Consider the following 24942-nt stretch of genomic DNA (forward strand, 5'->3'; position numbering starts at 1 on the left):
AGTGGCGCCCCCCCTTGCCCCCGGGCAGGGCACAGGGCTAGAGGGCCACTCCCTGTTGGGGACCATTGGCCCCAGATCGGGGATTACTGGAGCGGCGAGCCACGTGCAAATCCTGACAGCAGTCGAACCGCTTCGTGCGGCGCTTTCCGCGCTGAAATCGGGGGACAATTCCGCCAAGGCTGGCGGTCGGTCGACCGTGGCCCTCGTGCCGACCATGGGCGCGCTGCACGAAGGCCACCTCACATTGGTGCGCGAGGCAAAGGCCCGCGCGGACCATGTGGTCGTCTCGATCTTCGTCAATCCGCGCCAGTTCGGCCCCAATGAAGATCTCGCGACCTATCCGCGCCAGCTTGAGGCCGATGCGGCGCTGCTCGAAGCCGAGGGTGTAGACGTGCTCTGGGCGCCGACGGTCGAGGCGGTCTATCCCGCTGGCTATGCGACGACTATTCAGGTCAGCGGGCTCGATGCCGTGCTGTGCGGCGCAGCGCGGCCGGGGCATTTTGACGGCGTGGCGACTGTCGTCACCAAGCTTTTCAATCAGGTGCAGCCCGATATCGCCTTGTTCGGCGAGAAGGACTGGCAGCAGCTCGCGATCATCCGCCGCATGGCGCGCGATCTGGACCTTACGCAGCCACATGCCGACCACATCCTTGGCGTGCCAACCGTGCGCGAGGCGGACGGCCTCGCGATGAGCAGCCGCAACAAGTACCTTACCGCTGAGGAACGCGCCGCCGCGCCCGCATTGAACCGCGCGATGCGCGAGGCGGCCGCTCGGATCGCGGGCGGAGGATCAATCCCGGACGCGCTGGCAGCGCTGCGTGAGGCCGTGCTCACCGCCGGCTTCGCCCGCGTCGACTATGCCGACCTGCGCGATGCCGCCACACTCGAAGCGATTGGAGTCTGGGATGGCCGGGCCGCACGGCTGCTGGTCGCCGCGCACATGGGCAAGGCAAGGCTGATCGACAACATCGCGGTGGTCTAGGAAACCGGTCCAAGGAAAGGCAGCGCGCCCCTGCCCCTCCCGCTCGCAGGAGGTGACAGGGGCAGGGCATTGGCAGCCCTGCGCCCGAAGGCTTGCCTGTTCAGCGCTTGATCGTGCCGCTCCGCGCCACTTCATAGAGGAAGTTCGCAAACAGCGTCGCCTGCTGGTCGAAGCCCAGTTCCTTGGGGTTGGTGCTGTCGATCAGGAACCATTCGTCGGGCGCATGTGCGCCGCCGCCGCGCCCGGCGCCGAAGGAGCCTGCCGGCAGGCGCAATGGCGGGCCTGTGAAGATCACGCCGGGCCAGCTACCCGCCGAGCGCGCCGACATCGTCTGCGAAATCTTCGCCGCCGCCAGTGTCGCCACTTCGGCCTTGATCAGCGCGCTGTTTTCGTCGGTTTGCGTCGGGCCATAGCCGCCGCTCACGTTGACCTCGATATCGCCGAACCCGCGCTTGGCGAGGTGTGCCCTGAGCTTGCTGACCGCTTCGTCCTTGGTCATGTCCGGCACGAGGCGCAGGTCGATCTTGGCTTCGGCGCGGCCGGGCAGGACGGTCTTGCCGCCGGGGCCCATATAGCCGCTGACGAGGCCTTGAATGTTCACCGTCGGCTGCGAGGCAAGGCGGTATGTGGCGGTCAGGTAGTCTTCGCCGGCGTACCACTGCTTGATGCCCAGCGCTTTCTTCTCGTCCGCCTCGTTTCCGGCGGCGACGTCTGCGGCGATCAGCTGCTTCTGGCGCTCGGTCAGCGGCTTCACGTTTTCGAACCAGCCGTCGATCGCCGGGGTGTGGCCGTCATCGGCGACCAGCGTATTGAGCGCCTTGATGAGGTGCCACGCCGGGCTATCGACATTGGCCATGAGGCTGGAGTGGATGTCCTTGGTCGGCCCCTTGCCCCACTTCTCGCCGCTGGAAATCAGCTGCAATTCAACCGCGCCTTTCGCGCCGAGCAGCAGCGTCACCTGCCCATCGACCGACTGGCCGGCATCGGGAATGATGACGCCGACCGCCTTTGACAGCGCGGGAAGCACATCGGGATGGGTCACGACCTGCGAGAAGTGCGGCGAGGCGATTTCCTCCTCGCCCTCGGCCACCAGCACGAGGTTCACCGGTAACTTGACGCCGGAGGCCTTGAACGCGCGCAACGCGGTGAGGAATGCGGTCTCGGGCCCCTTCTGGTTCACCGCCCCGCGTCCGACGATGACCTTGCCTTCGCCCGGCCGGTCGACCATCCGGCCCTCGAGCGGCGGGGACGACCATTCCTTCGGATCGTAGTGCTTCACGTCGTACATGAAGTAGATCGCCAGCGTGGTCTTTGCCCCGGCATCGAGGGTGGCGAAAACGCCCGGCACGCCGTCGGTCGGGATTACCTTGGCCATCTGGAAGCCGGCATCGAGCGCCAGCTGGCGCATGTATTCGGCGCCTTCCTGATGGTTGATCCCCATGTTGGCGATGGTCGGCAGCTTGATCCAGGCGCGCAGGCGCTCGACCGCGGCATCGTGATCGGCACGTATCGCCGCCGCGACTTTGGCCTGATCCGACTTTTCCGACGCTGCCGCCGGTTGCCCCGTCGCAATCGCGATCGCGGCCAGACTTGCATACGCCACCTTCAAACGCGCTGTCATATCGCCCCCATGCTCGGCACTGATCTGGGGCCGAGTGTGCTGATGAGATGAGCCGTTGTCCAGCCGAGAGGACCGGGTTGCGCCCGGCGCCGCAAAGGACCATTGCGGACCTGTCCTGCCATGCTCATGTGCTTGATTTCCTGCCCCGAGTCGGCCCGATCACGTGATCGAGGAGCGCGCCCGTGCTCGACGGTCTGACGGCTTGGGCGCGCCCGCGGATCATCCGCAGCCGCCAGCGCCTGCGCCAGAGCGAAGCAGCGTTTATCCTGCTCGCCGCGGCTGCCGGGGCAGCTGCAGGTGCGCTTACCCGCATCCAGCAGACTTTGGCGCACGGCCTGCAGGGACTGCTTTATGGCGTGACGTTCAACCGGCTGAGTGCGCTCGGCGAGATCCACCATGCCTGGCGCCTGCTGGCTTTGCCGCTGGGCGGCCTCGCGCTCGTCCTGCTCAGTCTGGCCCTGGGCAAGCGCATGCGTCCGCCGGTCGACGTGGTGGAGGCCAATGCGCTGCACGGTGGCCGGATTGCGCCCGCCGACAACCTGCTGATCGCCGTCCAGACCATCATCTCGAACGGCGCGGGCGCGTCGGTCGGGCTGGAGGCGGCCTATACGCAGATGGGCGGCGGTTTTGCCTCGATGCTGGGTCAATGGCTCAAGCTACGCCGCAACGACCTTCGCACGCTGGTCGGCGCAGGGGCGGGGGCCGGTATCGGAGCGGCCTTCGGTGCGCCGCTGGCGGGGGCGTTCTATGCCTTCGAGATCGTCATCGGCAGCTACACGCCCGCCGCAGTCGCCCCGGTCATCGCGGCGGCGCTGACCGGAGTTACCGCGGCCAAAGCGCTGGGCGGCGAACCATGGCTGATGGCGCTGACCGATGACCGGGTGATCGCTCTCACCGACTACCTGCTCTACGCCGGCCTCGGCATAGCTTGCGCGCTGCTCGGCATCGCGATCATGCGGCTGGTCACGCTTGCCGAGATGTACGTTCAATCATGGGGCTGGCTGGGCCGGTGGCGTCCAGTATTGGGCGGGGTGCTGCTGATCCCGCTGGCGCTTGTCTCGCCGCAGACACTCTCTGCCGGGCACGGCGCGCTGCATCTCAATCTCGTGCTCCAGCCGGCGGTGCATGTCCTGCTCGTGCTGCTGGGCCTCAAGATTGCCGCCTCCATCATCTCGCTCAGCTTCGGATTTCGCGGCGGCTTGTTCTTCGCCTCGCTGTTCGTCGGCTCGCTGGCGGGGCAGATCTTCGCCGGACTCGTCAATGCCGCCGGGATCGGGCTGGCGGTGAGCCCCACCGACGCCGCGCTCGTCGGCATGGCCGCGCTCAGCGTCTCGATCGTCGGCGGGCCGATGACCCTTGCGCTGCTGATGCTGGAGACGACGCACGACTTCGCGCTGATGGGCGTGGTGCTGACCGCGGCGCTGCTTTCGAGCGCGCTGACCCGCGAGCTGTTCGGCTATTCGTTCTCGACCTGGCGGCTGCACGTTCGCGGCTCGGCCATCCGCGGCCCGCGCGATATCGGCTGGGCAAGCAGCCTCACTGCGGGGCGGATGATGCGGCGGGACTGGGTGCAGGTGCCGGAGACTTGTCCGGTCGATGTGTTCCGCGCGCGCGTCCCGCTCGGTTCGGCCAGCAAGGCGCTGCTGGTCGATGGCGAAGGGCGCTATCGCGGGATCGTGCCGACGGCTGCGGCCTATGCTGCAGATCTTGCGCCCGATGCCCCGATTGCACCGCTCGCCTGCATGAAGGACGAGGTGCTGCGACCGCAAGACGATGCCCATGCGATCATCGCGCAGTTCGACCGGCTCAGTGCGGACGAGCTGGCAGTCGTCGACGAGGCCGGCGTGGTGGTCGGCGTCGTCACCGAGCGTCACGCGCGGCGGCGCTATCTCCACGAGCTGGAGAATGCGCAGCGGACGCTGTTTGGCGAGGGCTGAGGGCCTTCAGAAGAGGCTACCTTGCGGTGGCGGCGGCTCTGCTTCGGAAATTTCCTGCATGTGGGCATCCGCCAGCGGCACCTGCATCGCCGCTGCGCCTGCGCCATCAGCGCTCAGCCAACGCTCGAAGGCTCTGCCCGGGCGGAGGACGACGGGCATCGCCTTGGGGTGGACGCTGCCGACTACCGTATTTGCCTCGCACGTGAGGAAAGCGAAGCGCGGACCCTGTTCGGTCGGGCGCCAGAGGCCGGCGAAGGCGAAGAGCGGATCGCCGGGAAGGTCGAACCAGTGCTTGCGCTTGCGGCCCGTCTGCGGATCGGGCGCGGCGGACCATTCGGAAAAGGCGGTGACGGGGACAAGGCACCGCCGCGCCGGATCAGACAGCGCCGCGCGCCACATCGGTGAGGCGAGGTTGCGCACGTTGGTGATCGGGCGCTTTACATCACCGAACGGAGGCCAGCCCCACCGCATCATGTCGAGCCGCCGCCCGGCCCCTTCGCTGACCACCACCGGCGCTTCGGCGTCCGGGTAGATTTCCGCCAGCGCGGGGAGGTTGCGCCCCGCGACATCGGCCTTGAAAAGCTGTGCAATGGCTTGCGCGTTGCTGGTCATGCGATAGAGATTGCACATAACAGATGCGAGCATAGCGGGAGAGAACGCGATGGCCACCCAGATCCGCCCGAATATCAATTGCAGCGACGCCGAATGGCATGCGCGGCAGGAACTGGCGGCTTGCTACCGCATCTTCGATCTGATGGGCTGGTCCGAATCGGTCTACAACCACATCTCGCTGCGCGTGCCGGACGAGGAAGGCGCCTTCCTCATCAATCCCTTCGGCCTGCTCTATTCCGAAGTCTGCGCCAGCAACCTCGTCAAGATCGACATCGACGGCAACAAGCTGGATGACAACCCGCACCCGGTGAACCTCGCCGGCTTTACCCAGCACGGCTATTTCCACCGCCACCTCGATTGGGCTCACGCCATCTGCCACGTCCATACGACGGCATCGATGGCGGTGTGCAGCCTCGAGGAAGGGCTGATGCCGATCAACTTCTACGCCTGCAACTTCATGGGCCGGCTCGCCTATCATGATTTCGAAGGCATCACCGTACGCGCCGAGGAAGGCGAGCGGCTGCTGGCCAACTTGGCTGACAAGAACATCCTCATGCTGAAGAACCACGGCCCGGTGGTCATGGCCAAGAACCTGCAGGCGATGTTCGTGCAGATGTGGGCGCTGCAGCGTGCCTGCGAAATCCAGATGGCGACGCTTTCGATGGGCCGTCCGCCGATCATGATCTCGCAGGACGTGATCAACGTGCACCAGCGCGATCTGGGCATGGCGAACCCTCCGGGAGGCGGCCCGGGCGTTGGCGATTTCAACGCCTGGACGCGCCGGATCGATCAGATCGACCGTTCCTGGCGGGATTGATCGAATTGTGATCACCCAAATCCGCTCATGCTGAGCCTGTCGAAGCATTCGGCGCGACGCCAGCGCCAGTACCCTTCGACAAGCTCAGGGTGAGCGGTGTAGGGCGTTGGGCAAGGTAAGCAATTCGAGCCCCCGCCATGGCCATCCTCACCGTCAATAACCAGCCGATCGAGATCAAGCTGGAGGCAGACACGCCGCTGCTGTGGGCGCTGCGCGATGCCGCCAATCTCACCGGCACGAAATACGGCTGCGGCACCGGCGAGTGCGGGGCCTGCATGGTCATCATCGACGGGCAGGCCATGCCGAGCTGCACCCTTTCGCTGGGCGAGGCGGAGGGGCGCACCGTCACGACGATCGAGGGTCTTTCCGCCGATCGAAATCATCCAGTGCAGCAGGCCTTCGTAGCGGAGCAGGCGATCCAGTGCGGGTTCTGCACGCCCGGTCTGGTAATGGCCGCTGCGGCCTTGCTCACGCACAACACCGATCCGACCGAGGCGGACATCAAGGCCGCGATTACCAATATCTGCCGCTGCGGGGTCTACCCTAGGCTGGTGCGCGCGATCCAGCGCGCAGGGCGCATCGCGCGGGGGCTTGAACCAGGCGTGCCGTTGCCCGTTCCGCTGACGGCGACGACACCGGGGCTTTAAGCCTCGGGCTTCGTCATTGCGAGCGTAGCGAAGCAATCCAGAGCGCCACGCACAGCAGCTCTGGATTGCTTCGCTACGCTCGCAACGACGAGGTTTGTCCGAACTAGAACCCCATCCGCACTGTCAGCCGCGCGCTGCGGGGCTGGGCGGTTGAGATGTTGTTGTCGGTGTGGGCGGTCGGGAAATACTGCTCGTTCAGCAGGTTGTTGACGTTGAGCTGGACCGAAAGGTTCTTGGAGACGTTGTAGAACACCGCGGTATCGACGCGGGTCCACGCCGGAAGCGTCACGGTGTTGCTGACGGTGGTGTAGGCCGAGGACTGGTGCGTCACGCCGAGGCCGAGGCCGAGCTTGTCGGTGACGTCATAACGGGTCCACAGCGAGATCTGGCTTTCCGGGAGCAGCGCCAGCGCGCGGCCGGCCGGCGCGGCGGTGGTGCTGGAGCGCACCTTCCCATCCTGCAGCGCATAGCCAAGGCTGACCTGCCACTGGGGGAGGATCTTGCCGGTGGCGGAAAGCTCGATACCGCGGGTGCGGGTCTTGCCCGAAAGCTGGGGCAGACCGGTAACGGGATCGTTGAAGCGCGAATTCTCGCGGTCGAGCCGGTAGGCGGCGGCGGTGAGCGCGAGGGTCGGGGTGACGTCCCACTTGGCGCCCACTTCAAGGTTGCGGAACTCCTCCGGCGCGAGGGTGGCCTGCGTCGCATCGAGCGCGCTGAACTGGTCGCCTGATTGGGGAAGGAAGCTCTTGGTGTAGCTGCCGTAGAGCGAGATGTTCTTGCGCGGCTTCACGATCACGCCGGCACGGGGCGACCACTTGTTGTCGGTGCGCCCGGCGCTGGTGCTGTTCAGCAGGTTGTCGGCGCGGATCTTGAAGCTGTCGTAGCGCACGCCGCCGACGATCTGGAGGAACGGCGCAAGCTCGATCTGATCCTGCACATAGGCCGAGAACGTGGTGACCTTGGCGTGGGTCGAGCGGCTCGGCGCGCTGAAGGTGATCGCCGGAATGTCGAGCCGGTCTGCCAGCGCGACCGTGGCCGAGGCCTTGCCGCCCGGGAAAATGCCTTCCTGCCGCGCAGCATCGGTCGCCTGGTCGGCGCCTTCGATCCCGGCGATCACGGTGTGGCCGATGGGGCCAGTCTTGCCCTGCCAGGTGAGGTTCGCCTGCCCGATCCAGCTATCGCGCTTCACTGTGCTGTTGTAGGCGCTGAGCGAGACGGTGTTGGTAGCGGGATTGACCGCCGCGCCCGCGAAGATGTTGGCGTAGTACTTGTCGGTGTGGCTGAACTGGCCCGCCACGGTCAGCGTCAGGCTGTCGGCCAGCTTCTGCGTCAACCGCGCCTCGACGATGTGCGCCTTCACGTCCGAGATATTGGTGTCCTTGCGGCCGAAGAACGTGTCGCGGTAGCCTTCGAGTGGAGCGCCGGCGAGCGAGGGCACACCGCGATCAGCGGTGCGGCGGTCATCGTCGTAGTTGTAGGACAGGTCGATCCGGGTGTCCGCGCTCGGCGCAAACGCCAATGTCGGGTTCACGCCGATGAAGCGGCCGTGGAAGTCCTGCCGGTGGTTGTCGAATTCCTCGTAAGTGCCGTTGAGGCGTGCGCCGACGGTTTGCGAGAGCGGCGCATTGAGATCGGCGGCGAGCGCGAAATCGCCAAAGGTGCCGACACCGGCTGACGCATTGACGCTTTGGCCCGTGAATGAGGGGGCCTTGCGCACCCGGTTGATCACACCGCCGCCGCCGCCACGCCCGAAGAGCAGTGCGTTGGCGCCGCGCAGCACTTCCACGTGATCGATGTTGTAGAGCGAGCGGTAGTACTGGGTGTCGTCGCGCAGGCCGTTGAGGAAGAAGTCCGCCGTGGTGTTCTGCCCGCGCAGTACGATCTGATCGCGGTTGCCTTCGCCCTGCGCCAGAACCACGCCCGGCACGTAGCGCAGCGCATCGCCAAGCTGGGTAACGCCCTGATCGTCGAGCTGCTCGCGGCTGAGCACAGTGACCGACTGCGCCACATCGAGCAGCGGGGTAGGCGCTTTCAGGCCGTCGGCGCTGTCGCTGCGATAGGTTTCGACATGGCCGGTGACCACGATCGGGCGGCGATCGACGCCATCACCGGCATCACCCGCGTCCGCTGCCATCGGCACCTCTTCCGCATATGCCGTGAATGGCAGGAGGGCGGTGGTGGCGAGCAAGAGAGCGGGGAGCGCTTTCACGAGATTTCCTTCTTGAGATGCATTCTCAAGAACCGTTCTATTGCGAGTCATTCGCACTTGCAAGGCTGATATTGCGAATCTTTCGCGATTTTTGACGCATAGCAGACGCGACCTCGCACGGCCTGAACGCAGGCGTGCGTGGACGGCAGATCAGAAAGCTGTGAAGTTCGCCGCGTTCAGAGCAGCGGGAGGGCGCGGCCCGCAAGGATCAGCGCGAGCGCGCAGCCAAGCACGATGGCCGAACGCAGCCAGTCCGCCAGCGAAGCGGTGGGTGCGACAACAAGGGCGATAGCGCGGGCCATGCCGGAAGCATGCACCCGCAGTACCTAACAATCCGTTAAAATGCCCTGGATCAGGCCAGCCACTCGAGCAGCGATGCAAGGCACTCGCGCGCCAGCAGCTTGCTGCGCTCCGGGCTCCAGCCTTGTGCCGGATCGGGCAGGTCGTCGTTGTCCTTGAACGGCATCTCCAGCGTCATCGAGACGGCACCGAAGCGCTGTGCAATCTGGTTGGTGGCCATCGAGAGATTGGCCTTGCCGGGCCGCGCGACCGGATAGCCGCGCTTCGTCTGGAAATCGGGGGTGCGCCGCTCGAGGATCGTGCGGTAGCGGCGATAGGCTTCGCCCTGCGCTTCGGTCCAGCCGGGGATGCCTTCGAAGCCGGCGAAGAACACGGCGGGGATCGCCTCGTCGCCATGGACGTCCATCGCGAAATGGACGCCGGTTTCATCCATGGCATTGCGGATTGCGAGCACTTCGGGCGAGCGTTCGGCGCTCGGCTCGAGCCATTCGCGGTTGAGGTTCACCCCTGCCGCGTTGGTGCGCAGGTGCCCACGGCGCGAGCCATCCGGATTGCAGTTCGGCACGATATGGAAGCGGCAGAGCTGGCGGAGTTTGCGGGCATGGGGATCGGCGGGATCGGTCAGCATGTCGAGCGCGCCTTCCATCCACCATTCCGCCATCGATTCGCCGGGGTGTTGGCGGGCGATCAGCCACACCTGCTTCTCGCCCTCTCCGAGCGATAGGCAATCGATCGGCTGGCCATCGAGGCTGCGGCCGAGCACGCGGTGGGCAACGCCCTCGCTGGCGGCGGCTTCCGCCACGAGATCGTGATGCCGCTCCATCGAATAGGGCGCGAAATAGGCGAAGGAGCAGGTAGCGGCCTGCGGAGTATAGCGGATCGTCATGGTCCCGCCGCCCTCCGCCGCATCATAGCGGGTCTCGGCGCGGTACCAGGTGTCGCGGTCCTCGGAAACGCAGGCACGGTAGCCGACCCAGCCATCGGGATAGGCGGCGGACGCAAGGCCGGTGATCTTGAGTTCCAGCGTCCGGCCCGCTCCGCCGCTGACGCGGAAATGGAACCATTGGAAGAATTCGGACTGGTGGTCGCGGCGGATGGCAAGCCGGGCACTGGTGCCCTCTATGCTCAGAACTTCAATGTTGCCGCTATCAAAGCCTGCGTCGATGCTGATCGGAGCGCTTAAAGAATCTGGGGTCATTTGACCGTGATAGTCGCGCCCGAGGTTCTGGGGAAGCCCGAGAACAGCGCATGGGCGATCCGCAGCGCGGCCTGATCGACAGCGGCTTCCTTTGCCTTCTGGCGCTCGACATTCTCGGCGCGGCCTTCCCACAGCGAAAGGCCGGTGGCGCGGCTGCGGATCGTGACGACGAGGCGGGTGTAGACGCGCGCCTTGGGGCCGCCGCCGAGGTTGAAGCCGACGCCAAGCCCGACGCCGCTGTTCCAGCCGCCGGTCGAACCGCCGACGCCGACCGAGACCGGCCCGCGCTGGCGTTCGGTACGCTGGACTTCGCGTTCGACTCGCACTTCGGCAACGGCATCTGCTGCACCCGGAGTGGCCGTGCCGAACCGCAGGGCGGCGAGTTCGGCCTCGACCGCCTGAAGCCAGACGCGCGTTTCAAGGCTGCTCGGATCGGTGCCCGGCGCCGCGATCACCGCAACCGCACTGCGGCCCAGCGTGGTGATGCTGTCCGGCGTGTGGAAGCGGGTGACTTCGACCGGCGCGGCGAGGGCAGGCGATGCAGCCAGCGCGAAGGCTGCAAGGAGCAGGCGGGCCTTCACGGCGTCACCGCCGCAAGCGGCTGGACGACCTGGCCATCGGGGAACTTCTTGAGCAGCGCCGTAGCGAGGCGGGCGGCCATCTCGCTGTTGTTGATCCCGCCGTCTTCCTCGCGCGCTTCTCCTTCGGCGTGGCCTTCCCAGAGGACGCGCCCCGTGGCCTTGTCGCGGATGCGCAGATCAAGCCGCGTGGCGACGATCGCCTTGGCGGGCTTGGTGAGATCGACCGCGAGCGCGAGGCCGAAGCCGCTGCCGCGATTGCTGACGGTGGTGCTCATGGCGCCGCTGACCTTCTTGTGCGGGGCCTCCTCGGGAACGGCCACGCTGTGGCTGACCCCGATTTCGGCGATCTGGCCGGGATCGAGAGCCGTGGCCGTATCATAGCCGCGCCGGGCCAGTTCGTCGATCACGGCGGCTTCGTAGACGGGGAGCTTGCCGTCCTCATTGTCACCGGCGTCGCTGGCCATGCGGCTCACCACGATGCGCCCTTTGCCGAGCAAGGCTTCGGCATCGGCGGCGCGGTAGGCGGTGACGTCGATCTTCTTGGAAGGCTGGGCGCTCTGCCGCGCGGAAGGATAGCGCGGATCGGGATCCTGCCAGCTGCCGCCGCCGCCCCAGCGGCCTTCGCCCGGCATACCCTGCGCCAGTACGGGTGTGGCGGCGCACGCCAGACAAAGGGTGGCAACGGCGGTGGTAAACTTCATTGTTGGCCTTTCGGGCGGACAGCAGGGGGTAAATCCTATGTCCTGCGGCCTGTCTTGGTCATGAACGGTTCGTTTGTCGATTCCAACGCAAAGGGAGCCTGCTACGGCATTGCAGCATTTACGTAGGAGAGTGATTCGCATGGGCCAGGTTCCCGTTCTCGTGACCGGCGGTGCCGGGTATATCGGTAGCCATGCTGTGCTGGCGCTGAAGGATGCCGGCTGGCCGGTGGCCGTGATCGACAACCTGACCACGGGCTTTCGCTTTGCGATCCCCGATGGCGTGCCGCTCTACCAAGGCGATATCGAGGACGGAGCGCTGCTGGCGCGGATCTTTGCCGAGCAGAAGATCGGCGCTGTGATGCATTTTGCCGGGTCGATTATCGTGCCGGAATCGGTCGAGAACCCGCTGAAGTATTATCACAACAACACCGCCAAGAGCCGGGCTCTGATCGGAGCGGCGGTCGATGCGGGCGTGAAGCACTTCATCTTCTCCTCGACCGCGGCGACGTACGGCATTCCGGAAGTCTCGCCGGTCACCGAGGACAGCCCCAAGTCGCCGATCAATCCCTACGGCATGTCGAAGCTGATGACGGAGACGATGCTGGCGGACACCGCCCGCGCGCATCCGCTGAACTATTGCGCGCTGCGCTACTTCAACGTGGCAGGGGCGGACCCCCAGGCGCGCACCGGGCAATCGACTGCGGGCGCGACGCATCTCATCAAGGTCGCGGTGGAAGCAGCGCTCGGCAAGCGCAGCCATGTCGGCGTATTCGGCACCGACTTCGATACGCCGGACGGCACCGGGGTGCGCGATTACATCCACGTGTCCGATCTTGCCGCCGCCCACGTGCTGGCGCTGGAAGCGCTGATCGAGCAGCCCGAGCGGTCGCTCACCATGAACTGCGGCTATGGCCAAGGCTTCTCGGTGCTGGAAGTGCTCGATGCGGTGGACCGGGTGACCAACCACAAGATCGTGCGCAAGCTGGAAGGCCGCCGCGCCGGCGATCCCGATTCGCTGATTTCGGACAACCGCCGCATCAAGGCCACGCTGCCGTGGGTGCCGCGCTATGCCGATCTCGACGTGATCGTGCAGCATGCGCTGGCGTGGGAGCGGAAACTGACCGAGATCCGCGGCGAGGGCTGAGCGGACGGTTGACTTTCGCGCGGGGCGCGCATAACCGCCGCGTTCCAATTTCGGCCCGGTCGGCTCGGGCATAAGGATTCGCCATGAAGATTCGCAACAGCCTGAAGTCGCTCAAGGATCGCCACCGGGACAACCGCGTGATCCGCCGTCGCGGCCGCACCTACGTCATCAACAAGACCCAGAAGCGCTTCAAGGCGCGTCAGGGCTGATTGCGCGCACCCTGCCAAGGCAGGGTGGTTTGCGATCGAACGGTGTTGAACCGGCAGAACGCCTCCGCCAACCGCGGGGGCTTTTTGCATGTGCGGAAGGAACAGGCCGCGTGAGCGCCAGAGTCGATGCCGTCGTCTGGGATATCGGACATGTGCTGGTGCAGTGGTCGATCCGCTACCTCTATGAAAAGCTGATCGACGATCCGGCCGAACTCGACTGGTTCCTTGCGAATGTCGTCACCGTGCCGTGGCATTTCCGGCACGATGGGGGTGAACCGCTGGCGGACCTGATCGCTGAGAAAGTGGCCGAGCATCCCGAGCACCGCGCGCTGATCGAAGCCTATGCGCCGCGCTGGCTCGATACGATTCCGGGGCCGATCGAAGGCACGCCGGCGCTGATCGAAACGCTCGCCGCACGCGGCGTACCGCAGTTCGCGATCACCAACTTCGGCGCGGACACCTGGGCCATGTTCCGTCCGACCTTCCCGGTCCTAGACCATATGGGCGCCATCGTGGTCAGCGGCGTGGAGAAGCTGGCCAAGCCCGATCCGGCGATCTTCCACCTCGCGGCGCAGCGCTTTGGCCACGCGCCGGAGCGGATGCTGTTCGTGGACGACAACGCTGCGAACATTGCGAGCGCCGCCGCACTTGGGTGGCAGGTCCATCACTTCACGCGCGGCGCCGAGGCGCTAGCGGCGGATCTGCGCGATCTCAAGTTGCTCTGACAAACCCAATCCCGCTCACCCTGAGCTTGTCGAAGCATGTCCTGAGCGGCTGCTGCAAGCAGCCAGCCGAAGGGGGGCTGGCGCGACCGTGGTGCAAGATGCTTCGATAAGCTCAGCATGAGCGGTTCTAGATTTGGGCAGGGGGCCTACCGAAGCCCGATCAGCGAGATCTGGCGGCCATAGCCCGCTTCCCCGGCATGGGTGGAGCGGCGGAATGAATAGAAGCGCTCGGCCTGCGAGTAGGTGTCCTCGCCAAGCATGCCGACGCTGCCGACGCCGAAGGCCGCGAGGCGCGCGGCGACATAGCCTTCGAGATCGAACCAGCCGTGCCCGGCGCGTCCGGCCTTGAAGAAGCGGGCATTGTCGGCGTCTTCAGCCGTGAAGCGCGCCTCGAATCCGGCGTCCACTTCATAGCTTTTCTGCGCGATGCAGGGGCCGACTACCGCTGCGATCTGCGCGCGGTTGGCGCCGAGGGCTTCCATCGCTTCGATGGTGCGGTCGGTCACGCCGCCGATGGCGCCTTTCCATCCGGCGTGGGCCGCGCCGATCACGCCTGCGTGGGGATCGTGGAACAGCACCGGCGCGCAATCGGCGGTGAGGACGCCCAGGAGCAGCCCGCGTTGGTTGGTGACCAGAGCATCGGCCTTGGGGCGGTCGGCATCATCCCACGGCGCGGTGACGGTCACCACGTCGGGCGAATGAATCTGGTAACAGGTCAGCAGCCGCGCAACTGGCAGCACCGCTTCGCCCGCGCGGCGGCGGTTTTCGGCGGTGTGCGCGGGATCGTCCTCGCTGTAGCTGACGTTGAGGCCGGCGTGGAGGCCTTGGCTCACCCCGCCGCGCCGGCCGAGGAAGCCATGCGCGGCGCCGGCCAGCGCGGGATGGGTGAGGGCTTCAGGCGTATCCATCAGCCGTTCAGGCTCTTGCTCACCTGTTCGCTGACATCGCGCGAGAGGCCGGGGGCTGCGGCGATCCGTTCCAGCTCAGCGCGCATCAGCGCGGCGCGGGTGGGTTCGATCCGGCGCCAGCGGCCGAGCGGCGGCACGAAGCGTGCGGCGACATTGCCATTGATCGGATCGAGCCTGAGGATGAGGTCCGCGATCATCCGATAGCCAGCACCGTCCGCTGCATGGAACGCCTGAGGATTGGCGGCGAAGGCCATGTAAAGCGCGCGGACGCGGTTGGGGTTGGTCATCGTGAAGTCGGGATGATCGGCCAGCGCGGTGACGTGCTTCAGCGTATCGGGATGGAGCGCGCCGGCCTGGATCGAGAACCACTTGTCTATCACCAGCGCGTTGCCGGCGAAGCGGGCGTGGAAATCGGCGAGCGCGGCGCAGCGGGCTTCGTCGCACTCTGCGGCGCCAATGCCCGCGAGGACCATGAGTGCGCCCTGCCGGTCGGTCATGTTGTCCGCGCTGTCGTATTGCGCCTTGGCGCGGCGGGCAGCTTCGGCGGGATCGCTGGCGGCGAGGTAGACCAGCGCCTGCGTCTTCAGCTTGCGCGCGCCGCGTGCGGCGGCCTCGAGGCTGTAGGGCACCGCGGTGCAGCGGTCGTGCAACGCATGCCACTGCGCGGCAAGCTCGCTGCCCAGCCAGCGCTTGAGCGCCTCGCGCTCGGCATGGATGCTCGAAGGGTCAGCCTGCGCGATCTGCTCGGCGATGTAGCCTTCGCCGGGCAGGATCAGCAGTTCGCCGCGCATCAGATCGTCGAGGGCACCATCGGCGAGGACGGCTGCATAGACATCGCGAATCGCCGCGAGGCCTTCAGCACGCGCGGCCTCGGTCAACTCGCCGGAGACGGCGGCAACGAGGTGGCGGACCATGAGCTGCTGCATCGCTTCATAGCGCGCAAAGGGATCGTCATCATGCGCGGCAAGGAAGACGAGGTCGGCGGTGGCGACGGCCATGTCGATCGCGACGGGGGCAGAGAAACCCCGATTGATCGAGAGGACGGGCAGCGCGGTGAAGCCAGGAAACGCGAAGCTCTGCTCAGCTTCGGTGAGGACGAGCAACTGCTCTCCCGCGTGCTTACCGGTGTCGCGATCGAACAGCGCGGTGCGCAGCGGGATGACCATCGGCTGCTTGTCCGGCTGGCCGGGGGTTGCGGGCACGGTCTGGCTCAGCGTCAGCGTCGCGGTGTCGCCCGCTTGGGTCAGCGTGGCGGTCACGCGCGGGGTGCCGGCCTGCTCGTACCAGCGGCGGAACTGCTTGAGGTCCAGCCCCGCGCCGTCCTCGATCGCCTTGACGAAATCCTCGCAGGTCGCCGCTTCGCCGTCGTGGCGGTCGAAGTAGAGATCGGTGCCCGCCCGGAACCGCTCTGGCCCAGCCAGCACGGTCATCATGCGGATGACTTCGGCGCCCTTGTTGTAAACGGTCGCGGTGTAGAAGTTGCTGATTTCCTGATAGGCATCGGGGCGGATCGGATGCGCCAGCGGGCCTGAGTCCTCAGGGAACTGTGCGGCGCGGAGTATGCGCACATCCTCGATCCGCTTGACCGGCGCCGAGCCCATGTCCGCGCTGAACTGCTGGTCGCGCAGCACGGTGAAGCCTTCCTTGAGGCTGAGCTGGAACCAGTCGCGGCAGGTGACGCGGTTGCCCGACCAGTTGTGGAAGTATTCATGCGCGACCACGCCCTCGATCGCGTCATAATCGCCATCAGTCGCGGTTTCGGGGTCCGCCAGGATGTAGCGCGTGTTGAAGACGTTGAGGCCCTTGTTCTCCATGGCGCCTGCGTTGAAATCGGCCACAGCGACGATGTTGAACAAGTCGAGATCGTACTCGCGGCCATAGACCTCCTCGTCCCACCGCATCGAATCGATGAGCGCCTTCATCGCGTGGCCGGTGCGCGTCTCGTCCCCGGCGCGGACGTAGATGGCGAGATCGACCTTGCGGCCCGAGCGGGTGGTGAAGGTATCGCGCGAGGCGACGAGATCGCCGGCAACGAGCGCGAAGAGGTACGAGGGCTTGGGCCAGGGATCGTGCCATTCGGCCCAGTGCGTACCGTCGCTGTGCTCTCCAGAGGCAACCGGGTTGCCGTTGGAAAGCAGCACCGGGAAGGCCGCCTTGTCGCCCGCCATGCGCACTGAATAGACGCTCAGCACATCGGGCCGATCGGGGAAGAAGGTGATGCGGCGGAAGCCTTCGGCCTCGCACTGGGTGCAGAGCATGCCGTTCGAGGCATAGAGGCCGGAGAGCTGGGTGTTGGCGGTGGGATCGATCTCGGTCTCGATGGTCACCGTGTGGCGGTTCCCTGGCAGGTCGATCACGAGCTGGCTGTCGTCCATCCGCCAATCGTTGTGCGCGGCGCCATCGACGAGGACGCTCCCGGGCGTGATGCCATCGCCGTCGAGCCGCAGCGGGCCTGAAGCCGCGTCGCTGCGCACTACCTTGAGATCGGCGCGCACGCGCGTCGCGGTCAGCGAGAGCGCGAAATCAAGCGCGATTTCAGGCACCTGCCATTCGGGCGGGCGATAATCCGCGCGCTTGATGACGGGGGCAGGGACGGTGGGCGTGCTGGACAGGTCGTTCATGCCCGCCAATGTAGGGAGCCTGCGCGCCCGGGGAAGCGCAAAATCGGCGGAGCTTTGAAAGTTCCCGGCAAAACTTCGTGAGCGAGAGCGCTTGACGGCGGCGCGGACGAGCCGCACCCAAGGCGCAAGCAGAACAAGCACGGGGACGGGTCGCAGACCATGCCAGCAGTACGATGGATTTCAGTTGCCGTCTTGGGGTTGCTCGCGGGCCTGCCCACACTTGCCCATGCCGCTGCGTTCGACGTCGATCACGCGGCGCAGCTCTGGCTCAACACGTTGAGCGGCCCGGCCAAGGCGCGCTCCGACGCCTATTTCGAAGGTGGCGAGTGGCTGGCGCTGTGGAACGCGCTGTTTTCGGTTGGCATCTGCTGGTTCCTGCTGCGCATTCGTCTGCTGCCGGCCGTGCGCGACGGGATGCACCGGCGCGGCTGGCGGCCGTGGCTGGGCGTGCTTGCCTGTGCTTTGGTATTCATCATGGCCGATTCGCTGCTCAGCCTGCCTTGGGCGATCTACGAAGGGTACTGGCGAGAGAAACAATACGGGCTGTTGAACCAGTCGCTGGGAGCATGGCTGGGCGATCAGGCGATCGGGCTGGCGCTGAGCGCTGTTTTCGGCAGCGTGCTGCTGCTGGTGATCTATGCCGTGATCCGCAAGTATCCGAAGCGCTGGTGGCTGATCGGCACCGGGGTTGTCGGCCTCGCCATCACCTTCCTCGTGCTCATCACCCCGGTTTTCATCGTGCCTCTGTTCAATACATCGTCCGAACTGCCGAATGGGCCGGTGCGCGAGCGGGTTGTCGCCATGGCCAAGGCCAATGGCGTGCCGGCGGAGCACATCTACCTGGTCGATGAATCGCGCCAGTCGGACCGGATTTCGGCGAACGTTTCGGGCATCGGGCCAACGATCCGCATCTCGCTCAATGACAACTTGCTGAAGAAGACGAGCGTGGCGGAGACGGCGGCGGTGATGGGCCATGAACTGGGCCACTATGTGCTGGGGCACGTGTGGCGCATGATCGTGGTGCTGACCTTGCTGATGGGCCTGCTGCTATGGCTGGCATCGCGCATCGCACCGGCGCTGATCCGCTATGGCAGGGAGAGCTGGGGCGTTCGCGGGCTGGCTGATCCGGCATCGCTGCCAGTGCTGGCGGGCTTGCTGAGTGTGCTCTCGCTGCTGGCGACACCGGTGACCAACACGCTGATCCGCGTCGATGAAAGCGAGGCAGACGCTTTCGGACTGGACGCTGCGCGCGAACCCGATGGCTTTGCCGCCACGGCGATGAAGCTATCGGCTTATCGCAAGATCGAGCCGGGGCCGCTCGAGGAAATGCTGTTTTTCGATCACCCCTCGGGCAAGACGCGGGTGACCATGGCGATGCAGTGGAAGAAGGACCATGTGCCGAACGCGGTCGAAGTCGTGCCGTCGCCGCTGCCTGATCCGAAGACGCCGGGTTCCAGGCCGTGAAGTTGCTCATCTTCGGCATGGGGTATACGTCGCAGGTTATCGCGGCGCGGCTGCGCGCGGCGGGCTGGGACGTGATCGGCACGGGGCGCGAGGGAGACATCAGGTTCTACGACCGCGAGGCAGTGCTCGCCGCGCTGGCGGGCGCGAGCCATGTGCTGTCGTCCGTGCCGCCGATGCGCGAGGGCGGCGATCCGGTGCTGGAGGCCTATGGCGAGGCGCTGGCGGCGGCACCCGCGACGTGGATCGGCTATCTCTCTTCGACGGGCGTCTATGGCGATACTGGCGGAGCATGGGTGGATGAGACTGCCGAGGTCGGCACCGGGCGGCGTTCGGCGCGGACGGCGGCGGATCTTGAATGGCAGGCGCTGGGCGAGCGGGTGCGCGTGTTCCGCCTGCCGGGCATCTACGGCCCCGGTCGCAGCGCACTCGACCGGGTGCACGATGGCGCTGCCAAGCGGATTGCGCTCGAGGGGCAGGTGTTCAGCCGCGTCCATGTCGAAGACATTGCCGCGGGCGTGATCGCGGGGATGGAAGGGCCGGCGGGGGTCTACAACCTCGGCGATGACGAGCCTTCGAGCCAGAACGCGGTGATCGAGGAAGCGGCGCGGCTGCTGGGTGTGGCTCCGCCGCCGCTGCAGACGCTGGAGGAGGCCGCGCTTTCACCCATGGCGCTGGCGTTCTATGCCGAGAACCGGCGCATTGCGAACGGCAAGGCCAAGCGGGTGCTGGGCTGGCAGCCCCGCTACCCGACCTACCGCGAAGGGTTGCGCGCCCTCAATGCCACAACCAGCCCGATCATCGCGAGCGTCGCGCCCGAACCCGCCAGCAGCGACCAGCGGTAGCCTTCGAACGCGGTCGAAATCAGCATCGCTACGACCGGCACCAGCACACCGTTGTAGGCGGCGCGGCCGGGGCCGAGCGCCCGCAGCAGGCCGTTGTACATCGGGAAGGTCACGACCGTGCCGATAATGGCGAGGTAGGCGGCACCCCCTGCGTAAGCCAGGGTGAAGTCGAAGCGCGGCGGACCCGAAAGGATCCACGCAATCGTGCCATCGACCGTCGCGCCGATCATCATGGCCCATGCGAGCAGCGTCGGCACCGGCTGGCCGCGCGCCATCGGGCTTGCCTGCACCACGTTGCCGACCGAAGCGAACATCAGCGCTATCAGCACCATCGCGCCGCCGATCAGCACATGCGCGCCCATCGCCGCGTTCTGGGCCAGTGCGATGCGATATTCGTGCAGCATGAGCAGCGCGATGCCAGCGAGCGCGATGGCCGTGCCGAAAAGGAAGCCGCGCGTGATCCGCTGGCCGAGGAAGACGCGGGCGAGGATGGTGTTGGGCACCAGCAGCAGCGCGAAGAGCACCGCGACGAGGCCAGAGGTGACGTATTGTTCGGAGCGGTAGACAAACTGGAAGTTGAGGCTGAATACGCTGCAGCCCATCACGGTCGCGACGATCAGCCCGTTCCTGTCAGGCACAAGCGGTAGCCGCTTGAATGCCGCGAACACGAACATGCCGATGGCCGCGCCGGTGAAGCGCCAGGTGACCGACCAGCTCGGCGGCACGTCGCCCAGCTGATACTTGATGGCGATCCACGTCGAGCCCCAGATCAGTGCGGTGATCAGGAACGGTGCGAGGATGCGCGGTTCGAGGAAGCTGGCCTCGCCGCTGGTCTGATGATCGACGCTCACAGCGCAGCAATGGCGCGGGCGAGCGCCTCCACTTCATGCGGCGGGCTGCTCCACGAGGTTACCAGACGCGCAGCACCGGGGGCACCGGCGGGCGCTGTCCAATCGTAGAAATCAAAGCCCTGTCCGCGCAGTGCGGCCTGTTCGGCGGGCGAGAGGACCACGAAAATCTCGTTCGCCTCGACCGGGTGGATCAGTCGCTCTCCACAGGCAGCGGCAATTTCCTGCGCGGCGGCATTGGCGGCGCGGGCGTTTTCGAGCCAGAGACCGCCTTCCAGCATGGCGAGGATCTGCGCGGCGAGGTAGCGGCCCTTCGACTGCAGGTGCCCGGCGCGCTTGCGGCGATAGCGGACGACGTCGACGAGATCGGGCGCAAAGAACACGATCGCCTCCGCGCTCATACCGCCGTTCTTGACGCAGCCGAAGGTGAGCGCATCGACGCCTGCGCCGACTGTGACATCGGCAGGCGAGCAGCCTAGGTGGGCGACTGCATTGGCAAAGCGCGCGCCGTCCATGTGGAGGCCGAGGCCGCGTGCCTTGGCCAGCGCGCTGATCGCGCTCACTTCTGCTGGGGTGTAGACCCGGCCGCATTCGGTGGCCTGCGTGATCGAGATCGCATGCGGCTGGACCTGATGGACGCCGGGGCGAATGCCATCGAGCACGGTGCTGATCGTCTCCGGCGTAAGCTTGGCGCCTTCACCTTCGGCCAGCAGCAGCTTCGCGCCGTGGAGGAAGAAGCCCGGCGCGCCGCCCTCGTCCATCTCGATATGCGCCTCGCGGTGGCAGACGACGCCGCCGTGTGGGGGAACCATCGCCGAAAGCGCAAGGCAATTGCCCGCCGTGCCCGTCGCCACCCAGATCGCCGCGCAAGGCACGCCGAACAGATCGGTGAACGCTGCATCGAGCCGGGCAGACAGCGCATCGCCGTCATAGGCGGTGTCGGGCGCGTCGGCGGCCTGCATCGCGGCCCAGATGCGGGGGTGGACAGGAGCGGCGTTGTCGGAGAAGAACTTCATGGGCGCACCCCTTAACCGCCATGGCACGTCCGGGGAAGGGCGCTTGGAGGAAGTGAGCATGCCTTGGGAGGCCGATAGTTATGGATGACCCCGCCATCACCCTCATCGATCATGGCGCCGAAGGCGAGTATCAGGCGCGAGTGGCGGACAGCGCAGCCGTCGGCCGCCTGACATGGGTCCGCCGCGACAATGTGCTGACCGCCGAACACGCGCTGGTGCCGACCGAGATCGGCGGGCGCGGCATTGCCGGCAAGCTGGTCGAAGCGCTGATTGCCGACGCGCGCGAGCAGGGCTGGAAGATCGTGCCCGAATGCACCTACGTCGCCGCCGCGTTCCGGCGCAATCCGGAATGGGCGGACCTGCTCGCCTGACGCTACCCGCCAGATCATCGAGGGAAGGTCTGCAGGAACCTCAGGCGATTGTCTGGCCCGGTGAGCCTGTTGGCGCAGGGGCGGGATGGATGACCGGTTCCTTGGCGCGCAGCGCGAAGGCGGCGAACATCGCGCGGTAGCTCGGGAAGACATAGCCCTCGTTGAGGGCCAGCCACTCCGCGCGGCGGGCGCGGTAGGCCTCGGGAAGCACATACCACGGCAAGTGGGGCTGCTTGTGGTGAACGAGGTGGAGGTTGTTGTGCAGGAACAGCCAGCCCAGCCATGACCGCTCGATGACCACGGTGCGCGCATCCACGGCCTCGGCCCAGCGGTGCTCTGCAAAGCCGCGCAGGGCCAGCAGTGCCATGGCGAGGTAGACTGCGCCCAGATAGGCCAGAAGCGGCATCACGAAGACGACATGGACAATGGCTAGCACGACCATGAGGCCGAGCGCATGGCGTGCCCATGCCTCACGCCAGGCGCGTGCCGCGCCGCCGCGCAGGCCCAGCCCGAGACGCGCTTCGCTGAGCAGGAAGCGGACCGTGGCGATGGCGGGGCCGATCACGATCCGGCCCGCCAGCGTGGCGTTCCACGCGAGCAGCAGGCGCAGCGCGCGGGGCAGGCGCTGGTGGTCTGCTGCTGCCCAGTAAAAGCTTTCGGGATCGTCGTGGGGATCGGTGATCCGGAAATCGACATGGTGGGCAAGGTGCGTGTCGCGGTAGCGGCGATAGGGGATCAGCAGGCCGAGCGGCAGGAACACCAGCGCTTCGTTCCATGCAGCGCTGCGCGTAGGGTGGCGGTGGATCGCCTCATGCTGCAGCGAGGAATGGAGCGCGATGGGAAACGCGAGGAGCGCAGTCGCCAACCACGGCGCGGCGGCATGGAGCAGGCCAGCGGCGAGCCACGCAGCGTAGCACGCGGCGACAAGTGCCAGGGTCGGCCATTCCATGCTGGACGTGGCCGCGCGCCGCAGGATTTGCTCGAACTCGGCGTGGCTGTGCTCATTCATGATTTCGGAACCGCCCTCCGCGCCCGAACATCCAACCGCACCAGTAGACATTCAAGGAGACAATGGTGACGCGGCGTTGCATTTGTTCACCAAATGCGGCAGATGTTGACTTAAGTCACAAGAGGGGTGGCCATGGACAAGCGCGCATTGGCGGAAGTGTTTCGTGCGCGGCTGCAGAGCGTGTTCGATCGTTCGCGGCTCAGCCAGGCGGCCTTCGCGCATGGCATCGGCATCGATCGTTCGGCGCTTTCGCTGCTGCTATCGGGCCGCATGGTACGGCTGCCGCGCGTTGAGACGCTGCTGGCCATTGCCGAGCGGCACGCGGTGACGATCGACTGGCTGCTGGGCCTTTCGGAAGACGAGGGCGTGACCGGGGCCATGCTCTCGACCGGCACGATCGAGACGACCGAGGAGGACGGAGCAAGCCTGCTCATGCGCTGGCATGCCGAGGCGGCCGGGACCAAGATCCGCTATGTGCCCGCGCGCATTCCCGATCTGCTGCGCACCACGGAAGTGATCGCCTATGAAGCGGCAGCTGCGCACCAGAGTCCGCTGGCACAAGTCGAGGATGCTGCGTTCCGGCTCGAGTACAACCGCGCGGCGGGGACCGACATGGAATGCTGCATGCCGCTGCAGACGCTCGAGCAGTTCGCCGCCGGTGCAGGCATCTGGAGCGGCCTTTCGAAAGCGGGCCGACAAGCGCAACTCGCGCACATGAGCGCGCTGGTCGAGGAGCTCTATCCTTCGTTCCGCCTGTTCCTGTTCGACGGGCGCGAGCGATTTTCGATCCCCTACACGATCTTCGGGTCGACTCGCGTCGCGATCTTTGCCGGGCAGATGTATCTCGTGCTCAGCAGTGCGGAGACGATCCGGACCATGCAGCGCCAGTTCGAGGGCCTGATCCGCCACACCCGCGTCCATGCGCACGAAGCGGCGGGCTTTGTCAGGGGGCTCAAGCTTGGCTGAGGGCCTGCGCCTTGCCAGCCTTGCAATGTACCGCGATCCGCCGGTGATCGCGGAGGCGACGCGGGCGCTGTGGGCCGATCTTGCCGCACGGCTCACGGCAGCGGGGCTGGCTGGTGTGTCGGCTGCCCTTGATGAGGTGATCGCGCACGATGCGGCGTGGCTCGATCCGCAGCTGCTGCTGGCGCAGACTTGCGGCTATCCGCTGGTGACCCAGCTGGGCGCGAAAGTGCGGCTGGTGGCAACGCCGATCTATCGTCATCCCGGCTGCATCGGTGCGCTGGGCGGCAGCTTCGTGATCGTGCGCGCGGATGCGGGGTTTGGTGCTGTCGCCGATCTGCGCGGCGCGGTGGCGGCGATCAACGATTGGGGCAGCAATTCCGGGATGAACCTGCTGCGCCGCACACTCGCGCCGCATGCGGTAGAGGGGCGATTCCTTGGCGGCGTGGCCGAAAGTGGCAGCCACCGCGCGAGCATTGCGATGGTTGCAGGGGGCAGGGCCGATGTGGCCGCGATCGATTGCGTGACGTTCGGCAATCTGGCGCGCTTTGCGCCCGAGGTCGTCGCTGGTGTGCGCATTCTGGCCGAGACGGCAAAGACGCCTGGCCTACCACTGATCACGCGGGGAACCGCGCACGACAGGGAGATTGCGCTCCTGCGCGGCGCTCTCGCGGATCTTGCGCTGGACCCGGCCACGGCAGGTCTGCGTGATCTACTGGGGCTGGAGGGATTCGCTAGTCTGGAGATGGACGACTACGATGCCGTGCTCGCGCTGGAGCGCGAGGCCGCAGCGCTCGGCTATCCGGTACTTGGCTGAATTGCAGGCATTTTAGCCACAGCCAGCCCACACCCCATCAGCGCTGCCGGAATGCACGCCCAGATGCCTCGGTGGCTCCAATGGCTTCGCCCATCATCGGCCTGCGACCAAGGGCCGTACTCCGGACTGGCTCTTCGACAAGTTCGTCCTGATCGGAACCCAAGCTTATTCGGCCAAGCAGAATAATGAATGAGGCATTCCGAATAGCGCTCTTCCTATCTGAATCAATAGGGGTTTCTGTTCAGGCAGCTGATTGGATTTAGAACTTCAAGCGCAATTCAGGTCTCGCTCGGGCCAGCAAGCGTCCAACTTCTCTGGCAAAGCATGCGCGTTCAATCGAACCAATATGGTCAATTATGCGAAGATTTATTGAAAAAATTCCAGGATTCTTACTTTTTCA

24 protein-coding genes are annotated in these 24942 nt (G+C 66.1%); 12 read left to right on the forward strand and 12 right to left on the reverse strand.

The window, feature by feature from the left end; all coding sequences use genetic code 11:
- Positions 1-103 precede the first annotated feature (103 nt).
- Complete coding sequence (gene panC / locus NSE01_RS10520) at positions 104-982, forward strand: pantoate--beta-alanine ligase (protein WP_147159540.1); 879 nt, start codon at positions 104-106, stop codon at positions 980-982.
- Between the two features lie 100 nt (positions 983-1082).
- Here panC and NSE01_RS10525 read toward each other — a convergent pair whose 3' ends face one another.
- Complete coding sequence (locus NSE01_RS10525) at positions 1083-2603, reverse strand: M20/M25/M40 family metallo-hydrolase (RefSeq protein WP_147159541.1); 1521 nt, start codon at positions 2601-2603, stop codon at positions 1083-1085.
- Positions 2604-2785: 182 nt separating this feature from the next.
- On the opposite strand from NSE01_RS10525, the gene NSE01_RS10530 reads away from it, so the two are divergent.
- On the forward strand, positions 2786-4540 hold the full coding sequence (locus NSE01_RS10530) for a chloride channel protein (protein ID WP_147159542.1): 1755 nt from the start codon (positions 2786-2788) through the stop codon (positions 4538-4540).
- 6 nt (positions 4541-4546) lie between these two features.
- Here the strand turns inward: NSE01_RS10530 and NSE01_RS10535 are convergent, their stop codons facing one another.
- The gene (locus tag NSE01_RS10535) at positions 4547-5185 is read right to left on the reverse strand and encodes an SOS response-associated peptidase (RefSeq protein ID WP_307725979.1); all 639 of its coding nucleotides are present in this window, start codon (positions 5183-5185) and stop codon (positions 4547-4549) included.
- 16 nt (positions 5186-5201) lie between these two features.
- Between NSE01_RS10535 and NSE01_RS10540 the strand changes: the two genes are divergently transcribed.
- Positions 5202-5969 (forward strand): class II aldolase/adducin family protein, encoded by a 768-nt coding sequence (locus tag NSE01_RS10540; protein WP_147159543.1) that lies wholly within the window; start codon positions 5202-5204, stop codon positions 5967-5969.
- A gap of 137 nt (positions 5970-6106) precedes the next feature.
- Positions 6107-6616: a (2Fe-2S)-binding protein gene (locus NSE01_RS10545; RefSeq protein ID WP_147159544.1), complete on the forward strand. Its 510-nt coding sequence runs from the start codon at positions 6107-6109 to the stop codon at positions 6614-6616.
- 103 nt (positions 6617-6719) lie between these two features.
- On the opposite strand, the gene NSE01_RS10550 is transcribed toward NSE01_RS10545, so the two are convergent.
- The 5 genes from NSE01_RS10550 to NSE01_RS10565 all read right to left on the reverse strand — a co-directional run bounded on the left by NSE01_RS10550 (position 6720) and on the right by NSE01_RS10565 (position 11605).
- Positions 6720-8825 carry a TonB-dependent receptor gene (locus NSE01_RS10550; protein ID WP_246135157.1) on the reverse strand — a complete coding sequence of 702 codons (2106 nt, stop codon included), beginning with the start codon at positions 8823-8825 and terminating at the stop codon, positions 6720-6722.
- A 176-nt stretch (positions 8826-9001) separates the two neighbouring features.
- Positions 9002-9127, reverse strand: a complete 126-nt coding sequence (locus NSE01_RS21875; protein ID WP_281289498.1) for a hypothetical protein — start codon at positions 9125-9127, stop codon at positions 9002-9004.
- Positions 9128-9177: 50 nt separating this feature from the next.
- Complete coding sequence (locus NSE01_RS10555; RefSeq protein WP_147159546.1) at positions 9178-10323, reverse strand: M14 family metallopeptidase; 1146 nt, start codon at positions 10321-10323, stop codon at positions 9178-9180.
- Positions 10320-10904, reverse strand: a complete 585-nt coding sequence (locus NSE01_RS10560) for a DUF4136 domain-containing protein (protein WP_246135158.1) — start codon at positions 10902-10904, stop codon at positions 10320-10322. The genes NSE01_RS10555 and NSE01_RS10560 overlap by 4 nt, the downstream gene beginning before the upstream one ends.
- The gene (locus tag NSE01_RS10565; RefSeq protein WP_170233812.1) at positions 10901-11605 is read right to left on the reverse strand and encodes a DUF4136 domain-containing protein; all 705 of its coding nucleotides are present in this window, start codon (positions 11603-11605) and stop codon (positions 10901-10903) included. The genes NSE01_RS10560 and NSE01_RS10565 overlap by 4 nt, the downstream gene beginning before the upstream one ends.
- 139 nt (positions 11606-11744) lie before the next feature.
- Here NSE01_RS10565 and galE point away from each other — a divergent pair, with 139 nt between their 5' ends.
- The 3 genes from galE (at position 11745) to NSE01_RS10580 (ending at position 13683) form a co-directional block, all read left to right on the forward strand.
- Positions 11745-12749: a UDP-glucose 4-epimerase GalE gene (gene galE, locus NSE01_RS10570; RefSeq protein ID WP_147159547.1), complete on the forward strand. Its 1005-nt coding sequence runs from the start codon at positions 11745-11747 to the stop codon at positions 12747-12749.
- Between the two features lie 83 nt (positions 12750-12832).
- Positions 12833-12958, forward strand: coding sequence for a type B 50S ribosomal protein L36 (gene ykgO / locus NSE01_RS10575; protein ID WP_054122357.1), 126 nt, complete (start codon positions 12833-12835; stop codon positions 12956-12958).
- Between the two features lie 110 nt (positions 12959-13068).
- Positions 13069-13683, forward strand: a complete 615-nt coding sequence (locus NSE01_RS10580) for an HAD family hydrolase (protein WP_147159548.1) — start codon at positions 13069-13071, stop codon at positions 13681-13683.
- A 146-nt stretch (positions 13684-13829) separates the two neighbouring features.
- Here the strand turns inward: NSE01_RS10580 and pgeF are convergent, their stop codons facing one another.
- Both pgeF and pepN read right to left on the reverse strand, forming a co-directional pair.
- Positions 13830-14591 carry a peptidoglycan editing factor PgeF gene (pgeF, locus tag NSE01_RS10585; protein WP_174812027.1) on the reverse strand — a complete coding sequence of 254 codons (762 nt, stop codon included), beginning with the start codon at positions 14589-14591 and terminating at the stop codon, positions 13830-13832.
- Positions 14591-17212: an aminopeptidase N gene (gene pepN / locus NSE01_RS10590; RefSeq protein WP_147159550.1), complete on the reverse strand. Its 2622-nt coding sequence runs from the start codon at positions 17210-17212 to the stop codon at positions 14591-14593. The genes pgeF and pepN overlap by 1 nt, the downstream gene beginning before the upstream one ends.
- Before the next feature lie 159 nt (positions 17213-17371).
- Here pepN and NSE01_RS10595 point away from each other — a divergent pair, with 159 nt between their 5' ends.
- The gene (locus NSE01_RS10595; RefSeq protein WP_147159551.1) at positions 17372-18676 is read left to right on the forward strand and encodes a M48 family metallopeptidase; all 1305 of its coding nucleotides are present in this window, start codon (positions 17372-17374) and stop codon (positions 18674-18676) included.
- 17 nt (positions 18677-18693) lie between these two features.
- Positions 18694-19518, forward strand: a complete 825-nt coding sequence (locus tag NSE01_RS10600) for a Rossmann-fold NAD(P)-binding domain-containing protein (RefSeq protein WP_174812032.1) — start codon at positions 18694-18696, stop codon at positions 19516-19518.
- Here the strand turns inward: NSE01_RS10600 and NSE01_RS10605 are convergent.
- A complete protein-coding gene (locus tag NSE01_RS10605) occupies positions 19428-20369 on the reverse strand; it encodes a DMT family transporter (RefSeq protein WP_147159553.1) in 942 nt (313 codons plus the stop codon). The two genes, NSE01_RS10600 and NSE01_RS10605, sit on opposite strands and share 91 nt — an antisense overlap.
- Positions 20366-21382 carry a threonine aldolase family protein gene (locus NSE01_RS10610; RefSeq protein WP_147159554.1) on the reverse strand — a complete coding sequence of 339 codons (1017 nt, stop codon included), beginning with the start codon at positions 21380-21382 and terminating at the stop codon, positions 20366-20368. The genes NSE01_RS10605 and NSE01_RS10610 overlap by 4 nt, the downstream gene beginning before the upstream one ends.
- Positions 21383-21462: 80 nt before the next feature.
- Here NSE01_RS10610 and NSE01_RS10615 point away from each other — a divergent pair, with 80 nt between their 5' ends.
- Complete coding sequence (locus NSE01_RS10615) at positions 21463-21753, forward strand: GNAT family N-acetyltransferase (RefSeq protein ID WP_147159555.1); 291 nt, start codon at positions 21463-21465, stop codon at positions 21751-21753.
- A 40-nt stretch (positions 21754-21793) separates the two neighbouring features.
- Here the strand turns inward: NSE01_RS10615 and NSE01_RS10620 are convergent, their stop codons facing one another.
- Positions 21794-22762, reverse strand: a complete 969-nt coding sequence (locus tag NSE01_RS10620; protein WP_170233813.1) for a fatty acid desaturase — start codon at positions 22760-22762, stop codon at positions 21794-21796.
- A gap of 132 nt (positions 22763-22894) precedes the next feature.
- Here NSE01_RS10620 and NSE01_RS10625 point away from each other — a divergent pair, with 132 nt between their 5' ends.
- Positions 22895-23728, forward strand: a complete 834-nt coding sequence (locus NSE01_RS10625; protein ID WP_147159557.1) for a helix-turn-helix domain-containing protein — start codon at positions 22895-22897, stop codon at positions 23726-23728.
- Positions 23721-24542 (forward strand): phosphate/phosphite/phosphonate ABC transporter substrate-binding protein, encoded by an 822-nt coding sequence (locus NSE01_RS10630; RefSeq protein WP_218033264.1) that lies wholly within the window; start codon positions 23721-23723, stop codon positions 24540-24542. Before NSE01_RS10625 ends, NSE01_RS10630 begins: the two co-directional genes overlap by 8 nt.
- The last annotated feature ends 400 nt before the right edge of the window (positions 24543-24942 follow it).

Origin of the sequence: Novosphingobium sediminis (genome assembly GCF_007991615.1) — a bacterium.
Classification (GTDB): Bacteria; Pseudomonadota; Alphaproteobacteria; order Sphingomonadales; family Sphingomonadaceae; genus Novosphingobium; species Novosphingobium sediminis.